The organism is Occultella aeris (genome assembly GCF_902703175.1).
GTDB classification, from domain to species: domain Bacteria; phylum Actinomycetota; class Actinomycetes; order Actinomycetales; family Beutenbergiaceae; genus Occultella; species Occultella aeris.
In genome coordinates this window covers 1-536 of record NZ_CACRYJ010000076.1, presented here as the reverse complement: position 1 = coordinate 536, position 536 = coordinate 1, and the positions used below count along the sequence as shown (strand labels likewise).

Here is a 536-nt window from a genome sequence, read left to right as displayed (position 1 = left end):
CCGTCGGGACTGACAACGGCGGCCCGGACGGCACGGACGGCACAGGCGTCACTGGGGACAGCGGCGACGCCGAGGGTGCTGACGCCGCCGGCGGGACGTACGAGGCCGACGAGGCCAATGGCACCACCGACGGCTCCGCCGGCACCACCGCCGACGCCACCGACCGCACCGGCACTGCTGGCACTGCTGGCACTGGCGTTGCTGGTCGGGTGCAGACGGTCGAGGAGTTCCTCCTGGACAACGCCGCCACACGCTCCCCCGAAGAGCTGCGCAGGCTGGTCGATCACTTCGTCGCGATCGTCGATCCCGACGCGATGGACAAGGCCCACCGGGCCGCGGCCGGCCGTGAGTTCTTGAACCTCGATCGGACCATGGACGGCTACCACGTGGCCGGGTTCCTGACCCTCGAACTCGGCCAATACGTGCGCACCGCCCTCGAAGCGATCATGGGCAAACCCGCCGCCGACGAGACCCGCACCTCCTCCCAACGCCGCGCCCAAGCCCTCGGGGACCTCGCGCACATGGTGTTGGACCAA

General features: G+C 70.5%; 1 protein-coding gene. It reads left to right on the top strand.

Translation table 11 applies throughout. The features are described 5' to 3' along the window. Window positions 1-536: DUF222 domain-containing protein (locus tag HALOF300_RS27160; RefSeq protein WP_197522871.1), on the top strand; the 536-nt coding region annotated here is incomplete at both ends.